General features: G+C 32.3%; 7 protein-coding genes. 1 reads left to right on the top strand and 6 read right to left on the bottom strand.

All coding sequences use genetic code 11. The features are described from left to right. Positions 1–111 precede the first annotated feature (111 nt). A complete protein-coding gene (locus Q0C58_RS04570; protein WP_290698083.1) occupies positions 112–495 on the top strand; it encodes a hypothetical protein in 384 nt (127 codons plus the stop codon). 80 nt (positions 496–575) lie between these two features. Here Q0C58_RS04570 and sufD read toward each other — a convergent pair whose 3' ends face one another. From sufD to Q0C58_RS04540, 6 genes are all read right to left on the bottom strand, one after another. After that, positions 576–1,889 carry a Fe-S cluster assembly protein SufD gene (gene sufD, locus Q0C58_RS04565; protein WP_290698080.1) on the bottom strand — a complete coding sequence of 438 codons (1,314 nt, stop codon included), beginning with the start codon at positions 1,887–1,889 and terminating at the stop codon, positions 576–578. 156 nt (positions 1,890–2,045) lie between these two features. Next, complete coding sequence (sufC, locus tag Q0C58_RS04560; protein WP_290698078.1) at positions 2,046–2,798, bottom strand: Fe-S cluster assembly ATPase SufC; 753 nt, start codon at positions 2,796–2,798, stop codon at positions 2,046–2,048. Positions 2,799–2,802: 4 nt separating this feature from the next. Continuing rightward, on the bottom strand, positions 2,803–3,216 hold the full coding sequence (locus Q0C58_RS04555; protein ID WP_290698076.1) for a hypothetical protein: 414 nt from the start codon (positions 3,214–3,216) through the stop codon (positions 2,803–2,805). A gap of 11 nt (positions 3,217–3,227) precedes the next feature. Then, entirely contained in the window at positions 3,228–4,676 is a 1,449-nt protein-coding gene (sufB, locus tag Q0C58_RS04550) for a Fe-S cluster assembly protein SufB (RefSeq protein ID WP_290698074.1), read from the bottom strand. An 18-nt stretch (positions 4,677–4,694) separates the two neighbouring features. Beyond that, positions 4,695–5,024, bottom strand: coding sequence for an iron-sulfur cluster assembly accessory protein (locus Q0C58_RS04545; protein WP_290698071.1), 330 nt, complete (start codon positions 5,022–5,024; stop codon positions 4,695–4,697). Between the two features lie 217 nt (positions 5,025–5,241). Then, a partial coding sequence (locus Q0C58_RS04540; protein WP_366841273.1) for a cytochrome c peroxidase occupies positions 5,242–6,264 on the bottom strand: 1,023 nt, incomplete at its 5' end.

The raw sequence follows: 6,264 nt of genomic DNA, 5'->3' as shown, positions 1-6,264 counted from the left end.
AACTCTCTTCATTTGTAAAATGAATGCCAAAAGAAAAAATATTCATATCTATATAATTATATATCCAGATAAATATACTAATTATAGTTCGTTTTAGGGCTATTTACGGATATGCAAAAAAATAGTCTTTTAAATTTTCAGGGTTTAGATAGTTTAACTCAAATTGGAGGTTTAACAGTTGTAGAGTCTGGAATAACAAATTTTCAAGGGTTAGAATCATTAACTCAAATTAATCCTATAGCAGGTAATTATAATTTGTTAATTGATAATAATCCAAATTTATTATCACTATCTGGTTTAGATAATTTAATTTTCACACAAACAGCAGATATTAATATTGGAGGATCATCAGGTTTTAGTTCAGGAGTAGGAAACCCTTTACTTACAGATTTTTGTGCACTACAGAGTTCGTTTTTGAATAGTTCTTCTGTAATTGAAAACAACGCATATAATCCAACAATTCAAGATATCCAAAATGGAAACTGTAGTCAATAAAAAATATCAATTAGAAAAGCAAAAGCCTCAAACGTATTAAGTTTAAGGCTTTTTGTATTATCTATAAAGTGATTATATTGTTACAAATCAAATCCAATATTTACACCTAATTTAGTCGCAATTATATTAGTAATACGTTGTTTTAATTCTGGAATTTTTACAGAATTTAAAACGTTATTACTAAAAGCAAACATTAGTAAAGCTCTCGCTTCTTTTTCTGGAATACCACGTTGTTTCATATAGAATAAAGCACTCTCATCTAATTGTCCAATGGTACAACCATGAGAACATTTAACATCGTCTGCAAAAATCTCCAATTGTGGTTTTGTGTTTATAGACGCTTTATCGCTTAGTAAAATATTGTTGTTAGATTGAAAAGCATTTGTTTTCTGTGCTAATTTATCTACTAGAACTTTACCATTAAAAACACCTGTAGAGCTGTCTGCAAAAATACCTTTGTAATCTTGGTGACTTTCGCAATTTGGTTCTATATGGTGTACTAATGTGTTATGATCTACGTGTTGTTTATCTCCAATAATGGTGATTCCTTTCATTGTAGAATCCATGTGTTCACCATTTTGGTAAAAATTAAGATTATTACGTGTTAATTTACCACCAAAAGAAAACGTATGTACAAAACAGTTAGTTTGATCTTTCTGGTGAACAAAAGTACTATCTATTAAAGATGCGTTTTTGTTGTCGTTTTGAATTTTATAATAATCTATAATAGCACGCTTGTCTGCAAAAATCTCTGTTACACTATTGGTTAACACAGGATTGTTTGTTAGACTTTGATGACGTTCTATAATTTGAACATGAGAATTTTCGTCTACAACAATTAAGTTTCTTGGTTGAAGCATTAAAGCTGTTTCATTACCTGTAGAGAAATGTATAATTTGAATTGGTTTTTCTACCAATTTATTTTTAGGAATATGTATGTAGGCACCTTCATTAGAAAATGCTGTATTTAAAGACGTTAAACTGTCTTTAGGTGCTAGTTTGTTAAAATAGTTTTCAATTACAGGTCTGTATTTGTCTTTATTTAATGCCGAAGACATTAAACAAACATCTAAACCATCATGAGTAACCTGAGATAGATGAGAAGAGTATTTTCCATCTATAAATATAATTTTATAAGTATCGATATCATGTATAAAATACTTCTTTATATCCTTATATTCTAAAGCATTTTCTTGATTTGGGAATACACTGTAATCATGCTTTAAAACATTGTTTAATGATGTGTATTTCCAAGCCTCTTCCTTTTTAGAAGGAAAGCCATTTGTTTCGAATGCTTTAATTGCTTCGCTACGAATATCGTGAACAGGTGAGTCTATATCGATATTGTTTTCGAATGCTAAAAAGGATGTTACTAATTTTTCTTTTAAATCCATTTAATTCAGTTTTCAGTTATCAGTCGCATTTTCAGTAATTTAAAAAATGCGAAAAAAATCTGTTTACTATTTATACTTTTTTTAAAGCTATTTAATTTGAGTAATCAGATAAGAGTAAGCAACTGCAAACTGAGACCGAAAACTGCTAACTAATTTTTAAGCGTCTGCTTCTTCTTTAATCCAGTCGTAACCTTTTTCTTCTAATTCGTGTGCTAATTCTGGACCTCCGGATTTTACTATACGACCATTGTATAAAACGTGAACAAAATCAGGTTTTATATAGTCTAATAAACGTTGGTAGTGCGTAATTAGAACTACAGCATTGTCTTTAGATTTTAGTTTATTTACACCATTAGCAACAATACGTAAAGCATCGATATCTAAACCAGAATCTGTTTCATCTAAGATGGCTAATTTTGGTTCTAGCATTGCCATTTGAAAAATCTCATTACGTTTCTTTTCTCCTCCAGAAAAACCTACGTTTAAAGAACGAGATAAGAACTTACGGTCTATTTCTAGCATTTCGGCTTTATCACGAATCATTTTAAGCATGTCTTTTGCAGGCATGTCTCCAAGGCCTTTTGCTTTTCTTGTTTCGTTAATCGCGGTTTTTATAAAGTTTGTTACAGAAACTCCAGGAATTTCAACAGGATATTGAAATGATAAAAACACACCTTTGTGAGCGCGTTCTTCTGCTGCTAATTCTTCTATATCTTCTCCTTCAAGAAAAATGCTTCCTTTATCTACTTCGTATTCTTCTTTTCCAGCAATTACAGATGCTAAAGTACTTTTTCCAGAACCATTTGGTCCCATAATAGCATGTACTTCTCCAGCTTTTACTTCAAGATTAATACCTCTTAAAATCGATTTTTCTTCAACACTTGCGTGTAAATCTTTTATTTGTAACATAATTTTATTTTCCAATTTTAATCACCTCGTTTTTAACAGTTGGTTCTTTAACACTAATGATTTCTTTTATATCAATGTTATTAGGCCAACCTTCTTCTCCTTCTGCTTTAGGTATAATTTTTCCACGAATCTGAACTATGACACCGTCAGTTGCTTCTTTTCTGTAGGGTTTACCCATATTATGTAACTCATGCATTTTTTCGTTTAACACAACACCATATATCGAGCTGTTTCCAACTTGTAAAACTGCCGCATCTTTATAATACGAGAATTCACCACTAAGTAATGTTAATCCATCGTTTTGTTTGTTAGTCTTTTCAATACCATCAGCACCAATTGTTGGCGTTTCTGTCTTTGCTTCGTTTTTACAACTTGTAAAAGCTACAAGTGTTAATAATACAATTAGTACTTTTTTCATAATAATAACAATTATCCTACTGAGCCTTCAAGGCTGATTTCTAATAGTTTTTGCGCTTCTACGGCAAACTCCATTGGCAATTTATTTAGTACTTCTTTACTAAAACCATTGACAATTAGTGCTATAGCTTTTTCTGTATCGATACCACGTTGATTGCAATAGAAAATTTGGTCTTCACCAATTTTACTAGTTGTCGCCTCATGCTCAATCATGGCAGTTTTGTTTTTAGCTTCTATATATGGAAAGGTATGTGCACCACATTCGTTACCCATTAGCAAACTATCGCATTGAGAGAAGTTACGTGCATTCTCTGCGCGAGAACCTATTTGTACTAAACCTCTGTATGAATTTTGAGATTTTCCAGCAGATATACCTTTAGAAATAATAGTTGATTTGGTGTTTTTACCTAAGTGAATCATTTTTGTTCCAGTATCTGCTTGCTGATAGTTGTTTGTAACTGCAATAGAATAAAACTCTCCTACAGAGTTATCACCTTTTAATATACAACTTGGATATTTCCAAGTAACTGCACTTCCTGTTTCTACTTGTGTCCAAGAAATTTTTGCGTTTTTCTCGCATAAACCTCTTTTAGTTACAAAATTGTAAACACCACCTATTCCTTTGTCGTTTCCTGGATACCAGTTTTGTACTGTTGAGTATTTTATTTCTGCATCGTCAAGAGCAATAAGCTCTACAACAGCTGCATGTAATTGGTTTTCATCACGACTTGGAGCTGTACAACCTTCTAGGTAAGAAACATAACTACCTTCGTCTGCTATTACTAAAGTACGTTCAAATTGTCCTGTTCCACCTTCGTTAATTCTAAAATAGGTAGATAATTCCATTGGGCATTTTACTCCTTTTGGAATGTAACAAAAAGAACCATCACTAAATACTGCACTATTTAAGGCCGCATAAAAATTATCTTTCGTTGGTACAATAGTACCAATGTATTTTCTAACTAATTCTGGATGTTCTTGTATAGCTTCAGAAATTGGCATAAAAATTATACCTTTTTCTCCTAAAGTCTTTTTAAATGTAGTAGCTACAGAAACAGAATCGACAACAATATCCATTGCGACGTTATTCATCTTCTTTTGCTCATCTACAGAGATTCCTAGCTTTTTATACATGGCTAGTAAATCTGGATCCACATCGTCCAAAGTTTTGTTAGGGTCTATAGCTTTAGGTGCAGAGTAGTATGCAATAGCTTGAAAATCTGGTTTTTTATAATTTACGTTAGCCCAATCTGGCTCTTCCATAGATTTCCAAACTTTAAAAGCTTCTAGTCTCCACTCAGTCATCCATTCTGGCTCTTCTTTTTTCTTAGAAATAGCGCGAACAATATCTTCATTTAAACCAATAGGAAATGTTTCAGACTCTATGTCTGTGTAAAAACCGTATTCGTATTCTTTGGTTTTAAGTTCTTCTCTTAAATCGTCTTCTGTATACTTCGACATAATGCGTTATTTCAAATTTTATAATGAAAATGATTCTCCACAACCGCAAGTACGGTTAGCGTTTGGATTATTAAACACGAAACCAGTTCCGTTTAATCCTCCAGAATATTCTAAAGTTGTACCAATTAAGTATAAAAAACTCTTTTTATTAATAATGATTTTTACACCATTATCTTCAAAGACTTTGTCTTCCTCTTCTTGGGTTTTGTCGAACTTTAAATCGTAAGACAAACCAGAACAACCACCACTTTTAACACCAACACGAACATAATCTTCGGTTGGACTATAGCCATCATCAGTCATTAATTTTACAACTTTCTTTTTAGCTGTTTCTGAAACTTTTATCATAATCTTATGTAGATTTGATCTGTTTTTAATATTTAAAAAAATGTCAGACCGAACATCTTAAATGATGTAATTCTTTATAATCTAATTATTTAGTGAGTTGTTTTTCTCTAAATAGAGTGCAAATATACAACATCAGTCGCTTTTAACCATATCAACTAACATTATATTAGCATATGGTTTAATAGTCTTTTTTTATAAGACTTTTCTATTGAAAAGATTATTCTTGAAAGTCAGGATTAGTAAGGAAAGAAGGATCAGATAGCGATAATAAAAAGGCTTTTAAACCTGCTTTGTCTGAAGCTGATAATTGTACACCACCATTAAGAATATTCTTCATTAATGGATCTATTGTAGATGATGGTTTTAGTCCTGTGCTGTAGAATTCTATAACCTCATCTAAAGTTGCAAATCTGCCATCATGCATGTATGGTGCTGTGTATGCTAAATTTCTAAGCGAAGGGCTTCGAAACTTACCATTATCGTTAGTGTCACCAGTAACAGCTCCTAGACCTAAGTCTGAAAAATTAGTATCTAAACCATTATTGTGAAAAATATTATCTGTCCATAATGGATTTGTTGGAGTGCCATGGCAGTGAAAACAATCGCCTTTGTCTTCGCGTAAAAAAACATCTAAACCATTTAACTCTTGAGTTGTCAAGGTGGTTTGGCCCAAAGAAAATCTATCGAATTTTGAGTTTGCAGATATTAGTGTGCGTTCAAATTGAGCAATGGCTTTTGCTGTTAATTCTTTGGTAATAGTTGTTGTATTAAATGCTAAACGGAATAATTCTGGATATTCTGCATCTGTTTGCAATCTATCAACCACATCTTCCCAATCACTATGCATTTCTATTGGATTTTGTACTGGTTCTAACGCTTGACGCTCTAAACTTAGCTCTTTTCCATCCCAAGCAAAACGTTCGCCATAATTCCAGGCTAAATTAAATAATGGCATAGCGTTTCTAGTTCCAAAAACACCATCAATACCATCGCTAGTTGGTGTATTGTCTGTAAATGCATTTTGCGGTGCATGGCAATTAGCGCACGCCATTGTTAGATCTCCAGAAAGTTTTTTATCGAAAAACAGTTTTTTACCTAAGGCAACACCTTCGACCGTTTGCGGATTGTTATTTGGTACTACAGGCGGAATTATATTATCTGAAAAAACCTGCGGAATATTTAATGGAAGTGGAGTAGGTTCATAAGTTTCTGTTTCTGGTCTATCGTCTTCTGAGCACGC

This window comes from Lacinutrix sp., from assembly GCF_023299985.1.
In the GTDB taxonomy this organism is placed as follows: domain Bacteria; phylum Bacteroidota; class Bacteroidia; order Flavobacteriales; family Flavobacteriaceae; genus Lacinutrix.
This window is presented reverse-complemented; position numbering and strand designations above follow the sequence as displayed.

Excerpts from the sequence above, each read along its gene's own strand:
- Q0C58_RS04570 (WP_290698083.1), top strand. The coding sequence starts at position 112 with ATGCAAAAAAATAGTCTTTTAAATTTTCAGGGTTTAGATAGTTTAACT.
- sufD (WP_290698080.1), bottom strand. The coding sequence starts at position 1,889 with ATGGATTTAAAAGAAAAATTAGTAACATCCTTTTTAGCATTCGAAAAC.
- sufC (WP_290698078.1), bottom strand. The coding sequence starts at position 2,798 with ATGTTACAAATAAAAGATTTACACGCAAGTGTTGAAGAAAAATCGATT.
- Q0C58_RS04555 (WP_290698076.1), bottom strand. The coding sequence starts at position 3,216 with ATGAAAAAAGTACTAATTGTATTATTAACACTTGTAGCTTTTACAAGT.
- sufB (WP_290698074.1), bottom strand. The coding sequence starts at position 4,676 with ATGTCGAAGTATACAGAAGACGATTTAAGAGAAGAACTTAAAACCAAA.
- Q0C58_RS04545 (WP_290698071.1), bottom strand. The coding sequence starts at position 5,024 with ATGATAAAAGTTTCAGAAACAGCTAAAAAGAAAGTTGTAAAATTAATG.